Below are 18822 nucleotides of genomic sequence, written 5' to 3'. Positions count from 1 at the left end.
ATCAGATGTTTCTAAAGAAAGCTTTGTTAAGATAAGCCATTTTCAAATGCTTATGTATATATGTTATCAAATAATTTCTCATATGTGATGAGACTTAAGACGTATTTTTCATTCATCATATAGTCGGATGAAAAATTAATATTCGATTTCATCAAAATCTTTCGGCTGCGGTACAGTTTGCATATTAGCTGCATCTTTTGGATCGCTATAAATCGCATTTTGCTCTGTATTTACATCTTTTATATTTTGTTTTTTATTTTTGTTCACTTTATCTTTCACTTTCAATCACTCCTTTTTGTTATAGGAGTAATTATGCCCTATTACCGTTACTAAATGTATCAGCGACTAAATTACTAAATTCACGTAAATAATATAAGTAATTATCACCGCCGTAGTTATATCTTTTGTTATACATTTTTGCAACAACTACATTATATTCAGGTATTACTAAAATAGTCGGTCCAGTAATCCCTAATATTTGATACGACCCTTTTGGAACACGTTCACCAAGTTCGCTTAATTGTGCAGGCTCATTTTGGATGAACCAAAACAATCCATTTTGTGGTAGCTCTTTGTTTATATATGTTGGACTCTGCAAACTCGTAGCGATTTTTATAACTTCTTTTGGAACAATTTGTTTATCATCTATCATACCTTGATTTAAATGAAGATTGCCCCAATGCGCAAATTCTCTAGCTGAGACAAATAATTTTTTTCAGTACCGTCATCTACCGTACCAATTTCACGAATTGCGTCTTCATTTGGATTATTAACAACGTCAACTAAATTTTCATCTCGCTGAACTCTCCAACCTGTTTCTTGAAAATTAGCAGGTTTAAACACACGCTCCTTTAACAATTCAGGAAAACTTTTGTTATATAGCTGATAAATAAGACGTGTCATCATTTTTACATTAATATCTCTATACGCCCATGATTGTCCCGGTTCAAATTCACGAAAAAATGTCCTGTCATTCGTTTCTTCTAATCCGTGCGAATGTGTTACTAAATGTCTTATCGTCGTTTTACCAAGCAATGCAGGATCAAAGTCTTTAAAATATTTTATCGCTTCATCATCAATAGAGTTTATTTTCCCCTCGTAAAGCGCATACGCTATCATTAATCCTAAATAACTTTTTCTAGCAGAAGCAACGTTAAATTGTGAAGATGCTGTTACTTTCTTACTTGTAGATGTATTTGAGTGATAACCACTATAATGCTCTAGTACGATTTTATTATCTTTTATAATACAAAGTGCTGTAGCAGAACTATGATTTTTTTCTTTTATATCCTCTACCCAAGAAATCAACTTATCATATGTATACAAATAAATCCCCCTTAATACACATAAACATTACAGCTTGAAAGAAAAGTGCAAAATAGTTTTCACACCTTTCTTTCAAGTAAAATAGCTTTGATGTTCTATACTTAAATGATCCACCAGTTCCAGCAATTAAAGCAACCGAAACATCCTGCACAACCTATACACCCGCCGCAACGACCTGCACATCCACCGCATCTACCGCCACATCCACCGCAACGTCCACCACAACCTCCGCATCCGCCGCAACGACGTGCATCGTCTTGAATATAGTAGTATGGATATTGACTTTGTTGTTGATCCCAATACACAATATTGCCAGTTTGATAATCATTAAGGTTTAATGATTGTAGTTCTTGTTGAAACTGATTCATTATGAAACCCTCCATTTATAAATGTAAATTTCGTCCAAATATTAAAGTTAATAAATTCTTGTAAACAAAGTAGAAACAAGACTATAGACTAAATGCGTACATCAACAAAATATGAACTTACACTAGGTGATGTACCTTGTTTTTTAGCCTATTTTCTTTATATTCATTTGATGGACGTATTTACTATAAATAAAGTGATTTAAAAATTACTAATCCAACAATTTAGTAGTTCATCATTTACCTTTCTTTTTAGTAATTCCTTCACTAAAGGCATTGGCATGATTTCATAATGATTTAAGGCTTCTTTATTATAATCTATCCAGTGAAATGCTAAATGAGACTCGCTAGATTTCGGTGTTAAGTCCGTATGTAAATCTTGTGACTCTACTTCAAAAATGTGGTTAATTTCATGATGAAGCACTTCTTTATCTTGCCATTGATTTTCTATGACGCCTAAAAATTGTTGTATAATACAGTTTACTCCAAGTTCTTCTCTTAACTCTCTTTTTAATGCATTCTCTGCTGATTCTCCAATTTCAACATGGCCACCAGGTAAAAAATAATGATGGTCAATATATTCAGCAACTAATAATTTTTCATCTTTTATCATGAGTGCTCGTACAATATGATGAAATTTACTTTTCAATTGGTATTCCTCCTAGTTATTCAATGTATAGTTGCTCAAAATAGTCATTTAGTATTGGTATAATATAAATCATAGGTGTTTCATACGGATGAATATCATTAATAACTTCAAGAGCATCTTTTACAAGTTCTCGTTTACACTTTATTTCAACTTTACATTCTTGCCCTTCGCATATTCGCCCAATTTCTCCATTAAAAGGAGATGCCTCGTCTAAAGGTCTCCAATATCCTTTCACTGAACTATAGGAAAGACAATGGTCATATTCGCCCGTTTTACATGCTCCAATTTTATTTAATTCATCCCTTAATGTTTCAATATATTCTTCAGGAATGAACACTTCAATTTTCACTTCAGTAAATTGCATATTTCATTTCACACCTTTACTTCCTAATAGTTAAACAAATAAACGATATACTTGCTCACCATCATACTCCTGTCCTAATGATATGAAACCATATCGTTCATATAATCTCTTTGCAGAGATATTATCTTTATGTACGGTTAATCTAATTTCTTTACACGCCTTAAACGTATTTTTTATTAAGTATATACTTTCTTGTAATGCCGCTTTTCCATAACCGTTACCTTGCTGCTTTCGATCGATAATAAATCCGTTTATCCAATACATATCAGTTGTTTCTTTTACAACAGCATGCATAACAAAACCAACCATTAGATCACCATTGTATATCGCAAATGGTAGGTACTCTACAGCGTCCCCATCTGGTTTTATATATACTTTAGCAAGTGAAACTGCTACAGATGGAACAAATTTCGTCTGATTATCTTTAACTTGTAACTTTAAAGCATCTTCCCAATTCTCTCTCGTAACAACCTTTAACTGGATATTCAATATGGTAAGCTCCTTTATATAGAGGATGTATGTTTATATTCAACGTAGCGAAATAATTCCCTTTTTCGACAACAACTTAATACTTTTTCCAAGAAATACTCTCCCCTCACCAAAACATAGAGTCATCAATAACTATGTATATGAAAAAAGCAAGTATATCTATGCGAATTTTAGAATGGATAATGTTTTACAAAATATTAAAAAGGAACTAGCGTATGCTAATTCCTTTCTTAAGTAACCATTCTCAATTTTAATTAATTATCGTATCCTTCATAAATTGCATCATTTATTTGATTTTGTATTTTTTTATCATCAGGTACAGGTTTCCACCAATTTCCTGTAATAAATAACATAGTTAATAAATTATAACTATCACTAAAATAGCTTTCTCTCTTATTCTTCATCCAATCCCAACCACTATTTACCCACTTTTGATTATTGCTATTTGTTATACTTGCAGCAATAAATGGCGAAACGAATACAGCAGTTGAATAACTACCAATATTGGATCCGTTTAATTGATAACCATCCACAATTTTAGAAGGATTTCCATTCGTTTTATTTTGAATCCATGAAGATACTTTATCAGAAATGACTTTACTTCGCTTCTCGCCGTACATCGCATAGTCCATTACAATTCTTAAAGGTACTCGACTAGCATTATAATAATATGCATTTGTATATTCTGACTCATTTAAGAAGTCTTTAGGTGCGGGTTGTGGTGGGTTTTTTACAACAAAATCTGAAATAAGTCCTGTATTTGGAGAGTACTTATTACTAAATTGCGTATAAACATCGTACAAATTATTAATAACAGTAAGCCAAGTTTTATCACCTGTAAATTCATAGAATGCTCTAAGGTGTGACATCATCCAATCAGATGGTCTCGTATCAAGCGAACTTTTAGAATCCCAATCTCCTAAATTTAGTCGGTTATTATTTGTAACATTACTAGCTTTAATACCTTTTGTAATCATGTCTTGTGCTTCTTTCAAATAATTAACTGTTCCATTAGATCCCCACTGCTTATGAGCAAGAAGAAGAGAATACGCAATATCTAAATCTCCATCAGTAGCAGAATCAAAATGACCTTGTGCTTTTTTACTATCTGCGACAACCCATCCCATTAAATTAGGATTTTGAGAACTTTTAAAAGTTCTTGCTGTTTTAAATAAACCGTCATAGATTTTTTGAGCATTCGAATCATAACCAGCCATTAATACTGTAATTATCATCCCATACCCTTGACCTTCTGAAGTTCCAAGTGGCTTAAACCCATCCGCATCCCCCGTAATCTCTCCTTTTACGTAATAACCACCAGGTAAAGAAGATAAATCATTTTTCAAATATTTCTTTTTCCAATTATCGTAGTAACTTCTTACAGAAGCATTTAAACTTTCCTGTGTAACATGATTCGGTTTTATAACACCTGCATAATTAACTTGCTGGGGAAATGGTTTCATCTCCTTTGCAGCAGCTACTTGTTGATTAACTACGGGAATAGAATTTTGTATTGAATTGTCTGTTACACTTGCTGCGAAACTAGAATTAGAAAAACTAGCTAGTCCGATTCCTACAATAGAAATACATGTGAAAATATTTCTTTTTCCATTCATTATGTTGTCAGCTCCTTTTAAAATGCTTACTACATAAAATGTAACATACAATATTTAACTACAATACAAAATATTATATTTATCAACATAAGAAAGAAACTATATAAAAAAGTATCATAAAATTATTATTGAATTACATTATACGGATTGATTATTTGCTAAATTCCTATGTTTTTCTTTTCTTAATACTGGTATATGAGCAATCACAATTCCAAGTATAGTAATTCCTCCGCCAATTATCGAAACTAAAGTTGGCACTTCTCCTAACCATATCCAAGCAATGAAACACGCAGTTATTGGCGTTAAATATAGAGAACTTGTTGCTTCAGAAGCACCAGCACGAGATATAATATAAGCCAATGCAATATACGGGAGTACTGTTGGAAAGACACCTAAATATATAACGCTCAAGTTAACTTCAAGAGGAGCTGCTAGTATTTCTTGATAAACTCCGGGTAAGAAAATAAGCATACATACAGTACTAGACAAAATTGTATATATGGTAAATGGTAAGAAGCCGTATTTTTTTAAGTAAGATGTTTGGAAAACGAAAAATAGACTTTCTGAAATCGCCGCTAATAATATAAATAATCCCCCGCTATTCAATTGAATAGCATCGCCTTGGCTAAATGAAATTAAGGCAATTCCTGCAAAACTCATTACACCACCGATCCAGCCATTTAATTTCATTTTTTCATTCAAAAAAACAGAAGCAAGAATTGCCGTCACTATTGGAGTGACTGAAATAATTAAACTTGCAGATCCAGCATTTACTGTTTTTTCGCCGTAATTTAATGCGATGTGATAAATAGTAAACCCTAAAGCACCAAATATAAAAATTGCTGGGATATCCTTTAAATCCGGTAATCGTAGTTTGTATATAAATGAAAATAACAAAAGTATAAATGAGGCGATTAATAAGCGTAGTAAAGTAAGGTGTTCAGGCGTATAAGATTCAAGCCCCAGACGAATTGCTGGAAAAGCAGTTCCCCATATAAGAATTGTAAAAGCATGAGCACATATAATGCGTAAATCCCATTTTTTATTATGCATGTTTTCTCTCCCTCCTTAATAAACCAACCATTTTTAAATTACCAATTATTTCTTTTCATCATATTTAATAGTTGATACAATGTCTTCAACCAGTTATTTATCGGAAAAACCAACCACTTTGAATCTTTTAAATTAACGAAGGAGTTTTTTATATGACAACCGATAAAAAAGTGCCCAAATATCGGCAGATAATAGACTATATGAAAGAAAAAATTGAAAACGGAGAATGGCCAATTGGAAGTAAAATCCCTAGTCAGCGGCAGTTAGCAAAATTATTTCATGTAAATCGAAGTACTGTAATAAATGCGCTAGATGAACTTATGGCAGATGGTTTAATTCAAGGACAAATCGGAGCAGGAACAATTGTAACAAATAATACATGGTCATTATTAGCAACTAATCCCCCGCCCGATTGGAGTGAATATGTAAAGGCCGGTATTCATAAACCAAGTAAGTTAATGGTGCGAGAAATAAATGAAGCAGAAGCAAATAAAACGCTTATCCATCTTAGTAAAGGTGAACTTGCACCTCATCTTTTCCCGCTCGAAACTATGCAATCTATAATTAAAAACGTCAGTGAGGAATTAGATTATTTCGGATACGAAGAACAAAAAGGTTTTTATCCGTTACGTGAAGCAATAAGCAAATACGTAAAATCATTTGGAATACATGCATCACCGGGTTCTATATTAATAGTCTCTGGTGCACTCCAAGCATTACAATTAATATCAATTGGTCTTTTACATAGAAAATCAACTGTTTTACTTGAACAACCTTCTTACTTATATTCACTTCATGTTTTTCAATCAGCAAATATAAATTTATCCGGTATATCAATGGATCATCACGGTATTTTACCTAACGACTTATTAAAACGAATTAAATATAGTCAAAAGAATAATATTTTATATTCAATCCCTTGTTTTCAAAATCCAACGGGGATATTGATGTCCAAAGAGCGAAGAAAAGAAATATTAAAAATATGTGAAAAAGAGAAATTGCCTATCATCGAGGATGATATTTACCGAGAGTTATGGCTTGATGAATCACCTCCAGCTCCTTTAAAGTCGATGGATAAACATGGACATGTATTATATATTGGTAGTCTCTCTAAAACACTTAGCCCAGGACTTAGAATTGGATGGATAATCGGACCAGAACCTGTTATTGATAGATTGTCAGATATAAAAATGCAAACAGACTATGGATCCAGCTCTTTATCTCAAAGAGTAGCTGCTGAATGGATAAATGAAGGTTTTTATGAAGCACATGTAGCAAACGTAAGAATGCACCTGAAAGAACGAAAACAAATAATGATACGAGCTTTAAATAAATATTGTGCAGATATTGCATCATGGGATATTCCTAGTGGTGGATTTTTTATATGGCTAAAGGTTGTACATAACATTCCGATGAAAAAACTATTTTCAGAGGCACTACCAAAAGGAATTCTTTTAAATCCGGGACGTATTTATGAAGAAGAATCAGATCAGTACATTCGTTTATCATATGGATATGCTACTCCAGAACAAATGACTAACGGAATTAAATTGCTCAGTGAATTAATTCGGAAGTTAACGGCATAAAAAAAATCCTCTTTTGTTTTTGGAGGATTTTTTTTATGTATCTTATTTACCACAATTTCATTTCCTGCCCTAATAAAATAAGTTCTTCATAAGGATCTCCGTCAATATTTAATACTTGAGCAAAAGCAGGTTCTGTTTTTAAACCTTGTTCCTTTAAGTGAATAACTTCTTCCCTTATATGGGGATGCTGCATTAATAACATGTGCTCCACTATCATATGTCTATATGCATTTTGATTACGCACTGGCTTAGGTTGAGCAAATAATTCAAATTCAAAACCTTCGAATTCAAAATTCACCTTTATCGATTCAGTACCTTTAATTTTTTTCTTTTTAATGTTGAACCCTCCATAAGAACCATATAAAGATCTCATTTCCTGCTCAAAAACATCAAAGTTATATACTTCCATTACAATATCTAAGTCAGATTGAGGAGTATCAATTCTTATCGGGATTGTCCCGCAAAGAACGGGATTATATAAAGCTAAATCCTCCATTATATTTAGGCTATTCAAAACATCATATATTTTTTGTTGCTTGTCATTGCCCGATTGTAAATATGTAATAGATGTAAACATAGAAGTCTCTCCTTCATTTAACATAATAATCAGCTCACTAAATTTGAGAAAATAGTTCAATCATTGGATTTTGTTCTAGGAGTACCTTTATTTCAATATATTAAGCCGAACTAACTATATTTTTCAACTTTTCTCCTATACTGCAATACTATAAAAATAAAAAAAGGAGGAATTATTATGAGCATTTTTAACATTCTTTTAACCATACACATCCTATTTGGAACAATATGCTTAATCACTGGTATTGTAGCGATGGTTGCCCAAAAGAAGAAAGGAAAACATACCGAATGGGGCGAAATATATCATGCATCCTATGTTGTCATTACCCTTACGGCAATAATATTATCCATTATCAACTGGGATAAAATCGCATATTTATTTTATGTAGCAATCTTCTCTTATTCATTTGCGATTTATGGATACCTTGCACGAAAAAAACGTTGGAAAAATTGGCTCCATCACCACATTAGAGGTATGTTAGGTTCTTATATAGGTGCAGTCACCGCACTTTTAGTAAATGTCGGCATCCATATTCCCATTATAAATTTACTTCCGCCAATATGGTTTTGGTTTTTACCCACCTTAATTGGTATCCCCCTTGTAGCCAGTGTATCAAAAAAATATAAAAAGCGTAGTTGAAATTAATTACATTTTGATTACTTTCTGATTATTAGAATGAAAAATTATACTCTATGTATCACGAATGATATCATGATTGCTCGCCCTATGAATATTTAAAATAAAATGCCGCCCAACAGGACGGCTCTTATTTTCACTTTACAAACGTAACATATTCACCAGAAACCCATTGATTTCCACCAACATTATACCAACCATCTTTATATCCAAATGATTGATATTTTTCACCTTGATACACGTTTTTCACAATGCCGTAATTTGTTCCTGGGCCGGTACGAACACGCAATACATCAGCGATTATAGTAACTACACCTACACCCTCGTTTGATGATTGTGAAGGTGTTGGTACATTTCCTCCCGTATAACGAATATATGATGGATCGTTATAAATCCACTGATCGCCACCGAGATTTAACCAGCCATTTGATTGTCCAAATACTTTGCAGGACTCTCCTTTCCCTAATTGACGAATAACGCCATATCCAGTACCAGGTCCTTTTCGTAAATTTACATTACTACCGTTAATATAAGCAATCCCTACACTATCATTCGACGGGGGAGGAGTCACTACGTTTTGAGCACCTTTTCCAAAAGTATCCGTTCCATATCCTTTGTAGTTATATTGCAAATGCGGGCTATCCATAAATCCTTTCCAGTCACCGCCCCATTCAAAGCCAATTTGTTTAGCATAACGAATTGCTGATGCCCACGGTTCTTTATTATAGCCATTCCAATCTTCTGTACCATTCGACTGAATTGGAACAAAATCTAATGCCTGTCCTACTAAATGATATGAGCGCATCGTTTGTGATGCTCCTTTACGAACATATTCACGTTGTTGCTCGACCGTACGGATTGTTTCATAAATTAATACTTCAATTCCATTGTCGATACAGTACTGATACCACTTAAAAGCTGCAGCTTTCGTATTATCCGCTAATTTATTCAGATTACTTACATTTCTATTGTGGTATTTCAATATGCAACATCTCCTTTTCTATTATCCTATGCAAAATTCATCTCATGGGTTGTACATATACCTAGAACGATACGAAGTACAAATACATAAGAAGCCAATTCATCTAAAAAGGTTTTCACTTCTAGCTTCAAACTTTGTAAACTGAAATGGAAGCAATAAAAAAACCACAACCTAAGTCTTTCAGTTGCGGTTTTTGGTATTTTCTTTTTATATGCTACATGCCTTCTTGCATTGATAATCCTAGTATACAGGTTGTGTAAATTTTCCCTTTATGAATAACACTACTTATTCATGATTTTTCAAATCCAATATTGAATGTAAATGATCCGGATAATTAGTAAACATTCCATCGACTCCCCATGCAAGCAACTTTTTCATATCATTTTCATTATCTACTGTAAATGGATGAACTTCTAATCCGCTTTTCTTTATTTTCTTTACATAATCTAAATCAATATATTTGTAATTCATACCAAGACCTATGCAGTACATTTTATACTTTTCTATCTCTAATTTTGTTAATTGAACCACTTTTTTATAAGGTAATAATTGTACTATGGATATATTACTATTTAAGCTATGAATCTTTTGTAGACTTTCTTCACTAAACGATTGAATAATAACTTTATCATGTATTTCGTAGTGATTAATAATTTCTAATAATTTTTCTTCCATTCCTGGATATTCATCAGGTGATTTTGTTTCGATATAATAGTTCGCGTTATGCCCAAACGTTTCAAGAATTTCTGTTAATGTTGGGACTTTAACATTTTCAAATTCTTTCTTTGCTAAGTTCGGATATTTTTCATTGAAAAAAGAGCCAGCATTTAGTTGCTTTATTTCTTCTAATGTATGCTCTTTCACCAGCCCAGTACCATTCGTTGTACGGTTTAATGTTTCATCATGCATAGCCACTAAATGTCCATCTTTTGTCATTTGGAGATCAATTTCTATATAATCCCCATTCATTTGTTGTCCTAATTGATATGCTGCTATTGTATGTTCAGGTGCGTACGCAGAAGCGCCTCTATGTGCGATATTTTTTATATGATTTGATTGGCTAATAGCTTTAGTATACTTATGTTCATTTATTTTCTGAAAAACAAAGATACTTATTACTATAAAGGCACAAATTATTGTAACGAGATATATCTTTTTCATAACGATTTATAAGCTCCTATATAAAGACGATTTAACTTGAATGATTTACTTAATTAAATGTCGATTTTCGAATACAGTCATTTTGCCGATAGCTTGAAATCCCGATTTTTTATAAATATTGATTCCATCGGATGAAGCTTGTAATACACAATACGTATTTTTAAATTTTTGTGCTTCTTGCAGAAGAAAATTGAACATAATAGATCCGAATCCTCGTCCTCTCATTTCTTCTTTCGTTGCGATGTCATAAATACCAATACTATCTTTTGAACATATCAATGAACCAACAGTTACGACTTCGCCTTCATAAAATCCTAAAAGTAGTTTCATATTCTCACTGTTCCATAAATCAAGAGTAGAAATTTGATTATAGAATGCTTGTACATGTATACCTTCCTCTGATGTGCCGAATAGATTAGCTAAAGTTTCTCCAAATTTTTTTATTAGTCCAGGTGATGATGCTTGTTGAATTGTAAAACTTACTGGCATGTTTATTGTTGGAGAAATTGTTTTTAAATCTGCTACCATCGCAATATTTTGCTCCGTTTCTTTTAAACCGATTTTATTTAACCCGCTTTTTATATCCCGCTCTTGCTCCTCATCCCATAACCAAACACTCATTGGAAATTTCTTTTGATTATAGTATTCTACCTCCTTATGTAATTTCTCGACCCCTTCCGTTAAATTATTGTTCAGTAGAGTAATGATATTGAATGTATCGGCAGGTAATCCACAATCAACAGCAATATAATCTTTCGTTTCTTTTATACTCATTCCGGGCACAAATTGCGCAACATATGAAGTTTTAAATGCAAAGTTTTCTAGTAGTAATTGTTTATAATTCATCAATAGTTCTCCTTTTCATAAAAAGTAATACTCGAATCTCTCTATATTAAATATAACATATTAGAAATTTACCTTTTTTTATAAAAAGTACCTCTTTAAATTGTGCTCTATAGTTTAAAATAATTAAAAATGATATAACGTTGTCGGAATGAAAAAAGTGGTATATAATAAATATTAACATTACTAGTAATTATTTTAGGTATTCCTAGAATAAAGGAGCGATACATATGAAAATTACTATTTATTTCGGAAGTCATGAAGATCAAGATGTTCGTACTATGGACTGTCATTTAGATGTAGAAGATACAGAAGAGATTGTTTCTGTATCATAATATAAATAGTTAGGGTAAACCCTATTCCCTACAGCGTTTAAGGCACCTTTTATAAGGTGTCTTTTTTGTTATATTTTCATCAAAAACCCTTTACTTTATAGCGTTTTAATAGTAAAATATAAATATACGAACAAATGTTCTTTTTTATTTCAAACGTACATGAAGGGATGATTTTAACAATGGCTCCATTAAAGCGCAGAGGAAGAAAAAAGCAAGCACCTATTATTTCAAATACAGGCTTTATCGGCTCTGTCTTTATTGATACATTGGAGTTACAAAAGAAATCCTATTATTTCGCTCGTAAAAAACTTCAAATTGTTCATCACGTATTAGATGGTCTCTCTGGAGCAACAAGCGCTTTGTTTAAAGAACATAACATTTCAGCATACATGTCATGTGTATATTTACATAAACAAAAGAAAATTGGTTTTGTTCTTTCAACGAAACCATTTGAACAAAGTGATGGCGTTGCTTATTTTGTAAATTATTTAATCGAAAAGAATTTTTACGGCGGCCATGACGAAGATGTAGAATATCAAGAAGTATTTAATACAGGTTTTATCGGTGTAGTATTCGCTGATTTATCTAGTATAGATCGCTTTAATTTCGAGTTTGAAATGGGTATGCTAACGAAATTAATGAAAGATATGATTATCCCGGTTAAAGAACTCTTTTTACGCCATAATGTACCGGCTTACATCTCCACTTCTCACTTAGAAGAACAAAACAAATTAGGTTTCGTTCTCTCTGTAAAGCCATATGACGAACGCGCTGAAGCAGATTTATATTTTGAAGCATATTTAAAAGAACGCGGATTATTTATTGGTGATGAAGAAGATGATATTGATAAGATTGTCATTAGAAAAACCGCTGAATTACGATAGAAAAGCGCAGGATGCTGATCCTGCGCTTTTTAAGTTACGTTAAACACTATAATCTTTTGAATGAATTTCTAAATTAAACTTATTTGCTAAAATTTTATTTAAAGTAAAAAATACAATCCCCCCTGCAATGGGAAGCGTGTAGGCTGGAATGAAATTTAATAATAGTCCTGATATTGCAAGTACTATTGGTTGCATTATTTTACCTAAGCTTAATCCAATACTAAGAACTCTTCCTCTATATTCTTCAGGAATCTCATTTTGCATGAAATACATTAAAGGAATATCAATTTGTGCTATCATAAATCCTAAAAAGAACATAATCATGCAATACGTAGTAACATATACCAAATTATTTACTACAATAGATTTAAATAAAACAGGTATCCCTGAAACTATCATAAAAATTGCCAACATAAAACTTATTTTTTCCAATAGATAAGAATAAGAATAACAATCAGTTATCTTTTTCACTAATATTGCACCAACTATCATACCTATCGGAAAAGTCCCTTGAATCATACCAAATTGCTTAGAATTAAGATTGAGAACTGTGTTAATAATGTATGGCAACGGAACGGTTACAGCAAAGCCTAAAAAGAAATTAAGGGAAATTAAAATACTAAAAGTATTTTTTAAGCTTTTCCGCTCCAATAAGTAAGAGTATCCCTCCTTTATATCTTCAATAAAATTAATTTCTCTAATTGAACATTCCTCATTTATGTTTTGCTCGCACAATTTAAAGTTTATAAACAATATGGATATAGCCGAAAGGATAAATGAAATACCGTTAATAATTATAAAAGTTTTCATATCAAAGACTGCAAAAACAATGCCCCCTAACATAGGCCCTAAAATTAAAGATATAGAATCGATAATTTTACTTATAGAATTAATACTCATTAACCGTTCTTTAGTAACCATATTCGGTTTTACGGCCTCTAATCCTATTCCAAAAAACGTTGTAAATATGGTCATAAGAAAGGTAGTAGTATAAATAATGAATAAGTTTAATCCATAATAGTTGCTTAATATATAAACAGTTATTAATAAGCACCCGCTTAATACATCCATGCAAACGACGAGTTTCTTTTTATCAACCTTATCAGCAATGACACCGGCAAATGGATTCATAACAATCATTGGAATCGTTCCTAAAATAAGCGTAATCGCGAAATTTAAAGCAGATCCGGTTATTTGTAATACATACAATCCTAATGCGAAACTATAAATAGAGCTACCAAATAGTGATACTGTTTTTGCAATTGAATATAAACAAATATTTCTTAGTTCTTGGTTTCTATTTTTATTTTCTATATGTAATCGTAAACTTCCCATCATTTCCCCCACTGCATAACTTTGTATTACGTACATTGTAAGTTCTTGGGTCAGCCCAATAGCAATATGTACGATTTGAAAAGTTTTAAGGGAAAATAAATAAAAGATGGAGTTAACCCCATCTTTTTCCGAAAAATGAATATGTATAAATTTCTTCTCCTTGAACAAAGAAATCCTCGTACTTTCCGCCTCGTTTTAAATAATTTGAAGTACTTTCATCAATCGATTGAAACTGTAAATTTTGGATTTCTTTCGTTACTTTTGCAGATGTAAAATTCTCTCGGAGTCTAGGTGCAATTTGGCTATTTATGCTGAATTTATTAAATAAAATAAATGAACTTAATAAATAACAATTAGGTTTAAAAAGGTAATTTAATTCGCGTAATAAAAACTCCTCATGTTCAAAACTATAATTACTTGTACCTGATTGATCAATTACAATATCAGCAGAATAATTCTGAATAGGAATGTTTAGAAAGTCAGCACAGATAAATACAATATTTCTTTTCAAATTTCTTCTCTCAATTACATCTTTTAAAAGTAAAAGTTTATTCAAATCTCGATCAACAGCAATATATAAACACTCTTGCGGTAGTTCTTCATAAATATTTCGTAAAAAGAACCCAATACCAGACCCTAAATCAAGTAGTATTTTTTCATTTAAATCTAATTGCATTAGTTTCTTTTTCGCCCATTCTCCTCCTCTTTGAACATTTTCCAAAAAAGCAGTATCCGTTTCATGGATATAATCTGAAATAGAATCTTCAAGTGATTTCCTCTTATACACCTCAAATAATTTTCCAGCTGTTAAAACTCCAGAAGTAATCGCGTATTCTTCACCACAATTACAAATTAATTTCCCCTCAACGATTTGATTTTTATTAATAATGCCATCTTCAAGAATTAAATTTCCGTTACACTTAACACATTTAAATAAATGAAGTACTTTTAAATCTACCCCTAAAATTGAACTCGAAATTTCAGTTTCTATAGATAAATTATTTAACGTGTTCTTTAATTTATCTTTTCGTTCCTTTAAGGTTTTTATCTCTTGTTCAATCTTTTCATATTTTACTTTAAATAAAGATTGATAAAAAATATCCTTTTCATAGTCTAAGGATTTCCCTAAATTTTTATAAAGAAACAGTTCTTTAATTTCATTCAAGCTAAACCCTATCCATTTGTACTCTAATATAAGTTCTATATTCTTTTGACAATACTCGTCAAAAAAATAGTGACTTCCTTTTTTCTCAGGAATAACGAGTCCGAGATCCATATAATGTCTAATCGTATCTACACTTACATTATTTACTTCTGCAAACTTACTGATTTTCATCCTAATCACTACCATTTATATATTTGTTTATACATACTTCTTTATTATTTTAAAAAATCCTTTCATCTCCCTATATAAAATTGTTTATATTATGAAAAAGATGTAATTAATTTTAGAGTTCCGCCACATATCCATCAAGCTAAGCTTATATAAGTTTAGCTACTCTTTTTAATCTTGAATTTTAAAAAAGAGTAGTAGGTAGTACGGTTATGCCTATATATCTAAAAAACTTAAAATTAAACTATGAGTTCATGGATAAATTAAAAACTGTGGCGTAAGTACGACAGTTTTTTTCCTTTTTCATTGGGTTGGAATATGTAAGGTTACGTACTTTAACTGTAGAGGACTAGTACTACCCGTTCATATTAATTTCATAGACGTTTAGGATAGTGTTTTATGGGAAGTGTTCTTGCTATGAAATCGGGATTGTAAATATAGATGGACGTGATTCAAGTCAAAGAAAAGGCACTCCTAAGAGTGCCTTTTCTTTGACTATTTTATATGTGCGAACGCTTTCAAAATTATTGGATATAAATTGATGTACGCATTGTATTAAATGGTGCATTTATAGATGTTTTTTGGTACTCAAAAGTTCCTTGTTGGTGTCCAGAAGCATCCCATTTATAATACCAGCCAACGATTGGTCTTCCGCCAATTATAGTGGAATCAATACTTTTTACATTAGAACCATTCATTTTAGTGAATGGATTTTGACCGTATCCCATCTCTTTCGTTGTAATATATAAGTATTTTCCCCCGTGGTTACGTGTTGTGCTAAAGCTGTTTTGATTAATTGTTTCTACTCCGCCCAGCTCAGACTCTACTTGTACGACGTTTAGTGAAGTGAGTGGTGCTGCAGGTCCAGCTGAAGCTTCTGTTGCCATGCCTAAGCCGACGAATGCTGTGATTGCTAACGATGAAATCCCTAGTGCTGCTTTTTTAAACATAAAAAACATCCCCTTCCATCTATCGTTTTCTCTTTCATTGTCAATATAATCCTAATAATCTTATATGTAAATAGATTGTAGCTGTATAAATATTAGTGCAAATATTCTATTATATGTTTCTACAATTCTATTATTCAATATGAATGATTTACAGTGCAAAACGGAATACACATTACAAATTGATACTATTATTTTCATTATTAGCTAGCGTATACCGAATTTAAACCATAGGAACCATTATCGTTATTTTTTTGTTCATAAACATATACCTATATTTCCTATTAGTATATAATAATGTTACACAAAACTGATGTCAGTACACATAGAAACAATAAAAGAGAGCATATTTTAAAAGATTTATTAAAACATGCTCTCTTTTTATTAATTTGAATGAATCGTTTGTAAATAAACTAAGTTTTGAAAAACTATCCTATATAGTGTGAATCGGGTATAGACATTAAATAATAGAATAGGGCACCTAATACTCCACAAGTAAAAATAGTAAATCCCATATTGCTTATGCCTTTAATTTTTGACCATAATCCAATTAATCCTGCTATTAACCCACTTAAAGGGAATAGTGAAAAATTGGAAACGGGTGTAAGTAGAAATTCCGCATTAATCCCTGTCCCCCAACAAACAATAGGTAACACGACAAGGGTAAGACAAAGTAATCCCATTACACTTACAAGTAATTTAAGATATTTAATACCTGCAATTATTAAATAGATTCCACCTATAAATCCACATAACCAGTAAATTGGCATAAAGTAAATCCAAAGAAAATGCAAGATGATCATATATAATTTCCTCCTATTTATTTTCGCTCATTGTAGTTCTGGTTATTTGATGTTCTGAATTCGTTGCTAATTTATTAAGTTGATTTAGCGTTTCTTCTAAATCAAACGAATTAAACCAACGGTAATCCTGTCTGTCTAGAATACGATAATGCTGACTAATCAGATTTTGTTGTAAGCGAAAGTTCCCTTTTTCTTGAATCTGTTTCCACCAGACTTTTCCTCCCAATGTTTTTTCTTTGAAGTTGCTAGTGCTATTGTGGGCCATTGTTTCGATTACTACTAATGGATCATCCCCAAAAGTATTCTGTAAAACTTCACTATCTCTAAACAATGCACAAATAGCAACAGTGTTGGTCCAACCTGCATTCGTTCTACCTTTCTCAATTTGAACAAGCGTTTTTTTTGATATGCCGAGAACTTCAGCCATTTTATCTTGTGTATATCTTTTTTCAGTGCGTATTAACTTTATTTTCTTTGAAATAAGTTCAATTGCATGCTCCTTATTCACTTTCTCTCCCCCTTAAAAAGTAACTAATGTATTATTTAGTGTAATTTTACACTTTAATCAATTCATTTTCAACTAAATGAAGGTAGCTTAACCATCGATTTCTAACCTCGATGGAGATATGTCGAGATCCCATTTTGTTTTAATTAAATAAAAAAACCCGTGAATAATTCACGGGTTTTACTTTAATAACTAATTGCTATTGTTCCTTCACCTGCATGAACCGCAAATGAAATTGGTAATGGATATAATTTGAAATCCATTTCAGGGAATGCTTGTCTAATATCTGCAATCCATTCTTCAGCTCCAGCTTTATCGTTAGCATGGAACATGTGAAGTACTTTTGGTAATTCTTTTTCAAGTTCATTTTTAATATATTCTCGACATTTTTGGATTTTACGAACTTTCTTTTCAAGTAAAAGCTCTCCACCTTTTACTTCTAATATTAAGTTCACACTTAATAAACTTCCAAGTAAAAATTGAATGCCCTTTACACGGCCACTTGCATATAGACCTTTTAAACTCTTTGGAAATACATGAAAAGGTCTTCTTTTTTCATCTACTAATGTTTTGTGTATATCTTGTAAAGTCATACCATCATTGTATAACGATTTCGCTTTTCTAATTAGTTCATCCATTGGATAACTTGTTGTTTCACTGTCTAATACCGTCAACGGAAAACCTGCCATTTCTGCAGCTAACTTCATATTTTGATAGGTTCCACTTACTTTTCCGCTAATAGCAACTGCAAATCCTTCTTCATATTCTTCTTTGCATTTCGTAAATAACTCTACCATTTCCCCAATATTAGGTTGTGAAGTAGTGACTGTTTTACCTTCGTTTAACGCATTATAAACACGTTCACGTACACCTTCTTCACAATCTTTGTACGACATTCCATCAATAATAACTTCGATTGGGATAACAAAGTTATCTCCTTCTGTTTTAAAATTCGCAGTTGTACTATCAGTAACCCAAGCAACACGCTTCATGTTGTTCCTCCCTTAATTCAATTCCTCTTTTCTAATTTTTC

At 31.8% G+C, this 18822-nt stretch carries 20 protein-coding genes and 1 pseudogene; 3 read left to right on the top strand and 18 right to left on the bottom strand.

Translation table 11 applies throughout. The annotated features are described in order from the left end of the window. Positions 1-135 precede the first annotated feature (135 nt). The 8 genes and pseudogenes from ACS2QP_RS06990 to ACS2QP_RS06955 all read right to left on the bottom strand — a co-directional run bounded on the left by ACS2QP_RS06990 (position 136) and on the right by ACS2QP_RS06955 (position 5862). Positions 136-279: a hypothetical protein gene (locus ACS2QP_RS06990; protein WP_000653680.1), complete on the bottom strand. Its 144-nt coding sequence runs from the start codon at positions 277-279 to the stop codon at positions 136-138. 31 nt (positions 280-310) lie between these two features. After that, positions 311-1326: pseudogene (locus tag ACS2QP_RS06985) on the bottom strand (serine hydrolase domain-containing protein). 101 nt (positions 1327-1427) lie between these two features. Continuing rightward, positions 1428-1694 carry a heterocycloanthracin/sonorensin family bacteriocin gene (locus tag ACS2QP_RS06980; protein WP_332283041.1) on the bottom strand — a complete coding sequence of 89 codons (267 nt, stop codon included), beginning with the start codon at positions 1692-1694 and terminating at the stop codon, positions 1428-1430. A gap of 199 nt (positions 1695-1893) precedes the next feature. Then, positions 1894-2340 (bottom strand): NUDIX domain-containing protein, encoded by a 447-nt coding sequence (locus tag ACS2QP_RS06975; RefSeq protein ID WP_063536512.1) that lies wholly within the window; start codon positions 2338-2340, stop codon positions 1894-1896. Positions 2341-2356: 16 nt separating this feature from the next. Continuing rightward, the gene (gene cutA, locus ACS2QP_RS06970; RefSeq protein WP_001160789.1) at positions 2357-2704 is read right to left on the bottom strand and encodes a divalent cation tolerance protein CutA; all 348 of its coding nucleotides are present in this window, start codon (positions 2702-2704) and stop codon (positions 2357-2359) included. 30 nt (positions 2705-2734) lie between these two features. Next, entirely contained in the window at positions 2735-3193 is a 459-nt protein-coding gene (locus tag ACS2QP_RS06965) for a GNAT family N-acetyltransferase (protein WP_149215270.1), read from the bottom strand. Between the two features lie 254 nt (positions 3194-3447). After that, positions 3448-4809, bottom strand: a complete 1362-nt coding sequence (locus ACS2QP_RS06960; RefSeq protein ID WP_332283044.1) for a glycosyl hydrolase family 8 — start codon at positions 4807-4809, stop codon at positions 3448-3450. Between the two features lie 138 nt (positions 4810-4947). Beyond that, positions 4948-5862, bottom strand: a complete 915-nt coding sequence (locus ACS2QP_RS06955) for a DMT family transporter (protein ID WP_332283046.1) — start codon at positions 5860-5862, stop codon at positions 4948-4950. A gap of 152 nt (positions 5863-6014) precedes the next feature. Between ACS2QP_RS06955 and ACS2QP_RS06950 the strand changes: the two genes are divergently transcribed. Further along, positions 6015-7448 carry a PLP-dependent aminotransferase family protein gene (locus ACS2QP_RS06950; RefSeq protein WP_332283047.1) on the top strand — a complete coding sequence of 478 codons (1434 nt, stop codon included), beginning with the start codon at positions 6015-6017 and terminating at the stop codon, positions 7446-7448. A gap of 46 nt (positions 7449-7494) precedes the next feature. On the opposite strand, the gene ACS2QP_RS06945 is transcribed toward ACS2QP_RS06950, so the two are convergent. Next, positions 7495-8025: a DUF4269 domain-containing protein gene (locus ACS2QP_RS06945; protein WP_000495168.1), complete on the bottom strand. Its 531-nt coding sequence runs from the start codon at positions 8023-8025 to the stop codon at positions 7495-7497. A 177-nt stretch (positions 8026-8202) separates the two neighbouring features. Between ACS2QP_RS06945 and ACS2QP_RS06940 the strand changes: the two genes are divergently transcribed. Further along, the gene (locus ACS2QP_RS06940; protein WP_000021744.1) at positions 8203-8664 is read left to right on the top strand and encodes a DUF2306 domain-containing protein; all 462 of its coding nucleotides are present in this window, start codon (positions 8203-8205) and stop codon (positions 8662-8664) included. A 133-nt stretch (positions 8665-8797) separates the two neighbouring features. Here ACS2QP_RS06940 and ACS2QP_RS06935 read toward each other — a convergent pair whose 3' ends face one another. From ACS2QP_RS06935 to ACS2QP_RS06925, 3 genes are all read right to left on the bottom strand, one after another. Beyond that, a complete protein-coding gene (locus ACS2QP_RS06935) occupies positions 8798-9643 on the bottom strand; it encodes an SH3 domain-containing protein (protein ID WP_438882263.1) in 846 nt (281 codons plus the stop codon). 285 nt (positions 9644-9928) lie between these two features. Further along, positions 9929-10804 carry a glycerophosphodiester phosphodiesterase gene (locus tag ACS2QP_RS06930; RefSeq protein WP_063536505.1) on the bottom strand — a complete coding sequence of 292 codons (876 nt, stop codon included), beginning with the start codon at positions 10802-10804 and terminating at the stop codon, positions 9929-9931. 45 nt (positions 10805-10849) lie between these two features. Beyond that, positions 10850-11650 carry a GNAT family N-acetyltransferase gene (locus tag ACS2QP_RS06925; RefSeq protein ID WP_438882262.1) on the bottom strand — a complete coding sequence of 267 codons (801 nt, stop codon included), beginning with the start codon at positions 11648-11650 and terminating at the stop codon, positions 10850-10852. A 511-nt stretch (positions 11651-12161) separates the two neighbouring features. Here ACS2QP_RS06925 and ACS2QP_RS06920 point away from each other — a divergent pair. After that, complete coding sequence (locus ACS2QP_RS06920; RefSeq protein WP_000035355.1) at positions 12162-12866, top strand: hypothetical protein; 705 nt, start codon at positions 12162-12164, stop codon at positions 12864-12866. Between the two features lie 39 nt (positions 12867-12905). On the opposite strand, the gene ACS2QP_RS06915 is transcribed toward ACS2QP_RS06920, so the two are convergent. The 6 genes from ACS2QP_RS06915 to ACS2QP_RS06890 form a co-directional block, all read right to left on the bottom strand. Next, complete coding sequence (locus ACS2QP_RS06915) at positions 12906-14201, bottom strand: MFS transporter (RefSeq protein WP_438882327.1); 1296 nt, start codon at positions 14199-14201, stop codon at positions 12906-12908. A 112-nt stretch (positions 14202-14313) separates the two neighbouring features. After that, positions 14314-15537 (bottom strand): methyltransferase domain-containing protein, encoded by a 1224-nt coding sequence (locus ACS2QP_RS06910; RefSeq protein ID WP_438882261.1) that lies wholly within the window; start codon positions 15535-15537, stop codon positions 14314-14316. A gap of 521 nt (positions 15538-16058) precedes the next feature. After that, complete coding sequence (locus ACS2QP_RS06905) at positions 16059-16484, bottom strand: DUF4879 domain-containing protein (RefSeq protein WP_000472920.1); 426 nt, start codon at positions 16482-16484, stop codon at positions 16059-16061. 425 nt (positions 16485-16909) lie between these two features. After that, entirely contained in the window at positions 16910-17284 is a 375-nt protein-coding gene (locus tag ACS2QP_RS06900) for a hypothetical protein (RefSeq protein WP_000584707.1), read from the bottom strand. A gap of 13 nt (positions 17285-17297) precedes the next feature. Next, positions 17298-17792 carry a helix-turn-helix transcriptional regulator gene (locus ACS2QP_RS06895; RefSeq protein WP_001031004.1) on the bottom strand — a complete coding sequence of 165 codons (495 nt, stop codon included), beginning with the start codon at positions 17790-17792 and terminating at the stop codon, positions 17298-17300. 182 nt (positions 17793-17974) lie between these two features. Further along, positions 17975-18781, bottom strand: a complete 807-nt coding sequence (locus ACS2QP_RS06890) for a DegV family protein (protein ID WP_438882260.1) — start codon at positions 18779-18781, stop codon at positions 17975-17977. Positions 18782-18822 lie beyond the last annotated feature (41 nt).

It is taken from the genome of Bacillus cereus group sp. Bce019, from assembly GCF_051781745.1.
GTDB lineage: Bacteria > Bacillota > Bacilli > Bacillales > Bacillaceae_G > Bacillus_A > Bacillus_A cereus.
This window is presented reverse-complemented; position numbering and strand designations above follow the sequence as displayed.